The 1826-nt window shown below is 63.0% G+C and carries 2 protein-coding genes; one reads left to right on the top strand and one right to left on the bottom strand.

The features are described from left to right. A partial coding sequence (locus tag WB308_RS00010; RefSeq protein WP_424187721.1) for a GlxA family transcriptional regulator occupies nucleotides 1–885 on the bottom strand: 885 nt, incomplete at its 3' end. Nucleotides 886–1009: 124 nt separating this feature from the next. Here WB308_RS00010 and WB308_RS00005 point away from each other — a divergent pair. After that, nucleotides 1010–1801 (top strand): SDR family NAD(P)-dependent oxidoreductase, encoded by a 792-nt coding sequence (locus WB308_RS00005; RefSeq protein WP_424187719.1) that lies wholly within the window; start codon nucleotides 1010–1012, stop codon nucleotides 1799–1801. Nucleotides 1802–1826 lie beyond the last annotated feature (25 nt).

Raw genomic sequence — 1826 nt, 5'->3', positions numbered from 1 at the left:
AAGAAAGGCTTCACGCATGCGCCGGGGATCAAGGAAACCGGTTTCCAGGGCGATCTGCTCGAGCGTCAGGCGCCCACGTTCGAGCATCTGCCGTGCCGCTTCCAGGCGCAGGTTTTCGATGGCTTTGGCTGGCGACTGGCCGGTTTCGGCGCGGAATGCCCGGCTGAACTGGCGCGGGCTCAGGCGCGCCACTTGCGCCAGTTGTTCAACCGACAACGTTTGGGCGAGGTGTTCCCTGGCGTAGCCGAGGACGGTCTGGATGCGATCGGATTTCGGCGCCAGCTCCAGCAGCGCCGAGTGTTGTGACTGGCCGCCAGCGCGGCGGTGGTACATCACCAGTTTCTGCGCCACGGCGCGCGCGAGTTCGGCGCCGTGGTCCTTTTCCACCATGGCCAGTGCCAGGTCGATACCGGCGGTCATGCCGGCGGAGGTCCAGATCGAACCGTCGGTCACGTAGATCCGGTCCGCTTCCACCTTGATCGCTGGAAAGCGTTCCTGCAGTTGCCGCGCATAGGCCCAGTGCGTGGTCGCCCGGCGGCCCTCGAGCAGTCCGGCCTGGGCCATGACAAAGGCCCCGGAGCAAATCGAGGCGGTGCGGCGCGCAGTCCTGGCACTGGCCCGCACGTAGTCAAGCACGCCCTCGGGTGCCTGTTCGAGGATGGCGTCGCCGCCCACCACGATCACGGTGTCGAACACCCGCTCACCGAACGCTTCGGTGCCGACACTCAGGCCACCGGAAGCGCGCAAGGTAGACCCGTCTTCGGACAGTACCCGCACGTCATACAAGGCTTCGCCAGCGCTGAAGTTGGCGTATTCGAACACCGGCATGGCCGCCAGCGCCATGGACTGGAAACCCTCGAAAACCACAAACGCCACGCTGATCATCGCCTGGTCCTCAGAACGCCATGTCCGAAAAACGTAGATTAAACGTCATTTGAGACTAGCGCGAGTCAATTTATAACGGTTCCTACCTGGCGATTGTCTCGCCTCACTGTAAAGGAAACTGAACATGGCTCTCTCTCCCAAAGGCACTGCACTGATCACTGGCGCCTCTTCCGGTATCGGTGCGGTGTACGCCGATCGCCTCGCCCGGCAGGGTTATGACCTGATCCTGGTCGCTCGCAGCCAGGCAAAACTCGACACCTTGGCCAATCGCCTGAGGGACCAGACCGGCCGCGCTGTGGAGGTGGTCGCTGCGGATCTGAAAGACAAGGCTGGCTTGCGGCGGGTCGAACAGATCCTGCGCAGCGACGCGAGCATCACGTTATTGGTCAACAACGCCGGCGTCGGCGCGGTCATGCCGTTGCTCGGCAGCCCCGTGGATGACATGGAAGACATGATCACCCTTAATATCACCGCGCTGACACGCCTGGCCTATGCGGTGGCGCCTGGCTTCGTTGCACGGGGCGCCGGCACAGTGATCAACATTTCCTCGATCGTCGCCATCGCCCCGGAAATCCTCAACGGCGTATACGGTGGGACCAAGGCATTTGTCCTCGGCCTGAGCCAATCGATGCACCGCGAACTGGCCGACAAAGGCGTGCGCATTCAGGCCGTACTGCCGGGCGCGACCGCCACCGATTTCTGGAGCGAAGCCGGCAACCCGGTGGAGAACCTGCCGCAGGAGATCGTGATGTCCGCCGAAGACATGGTCGATGCGGCGCTGGTGGGGCTGGAGCAGGGGGAAGTGGTCACCCTTCCGGGCTTGCACGATGGTGAGCAGTGGGATCGTTATGAAGCCCAGCGCCAGGTGTTGTCCGGGTTGTTTGGCAACTCGACGCCGGCTGCGCGTTATCGTTGATTAAAAGATCGCAGCCTCGCTTCCA

This window comes from Sulfuricurvum sp. (genome assembly GCF_049587615.1).
In the GTDB taxonomy this organism is placed as follows: domain Bacteria; phylum Campylobacterota; class Campylobacteria; order Campylobacterales; family Sulfurimonadaceae; genus Sulfuricurvum.
Note: the sequence above shows the minus strand (reverse complement) of the source record. Positions and strands in the feature narration are given on the sequence as shown.

Coding starts and splice junctions, on each gene's coding strand:
- WB308_RS00005 (WP_424187719.1), top strand. CDS start 1,010: ATGGCTCTCTCTCCCAAAGGCACTGCACTGATCACTGGCGCCTCTTCC.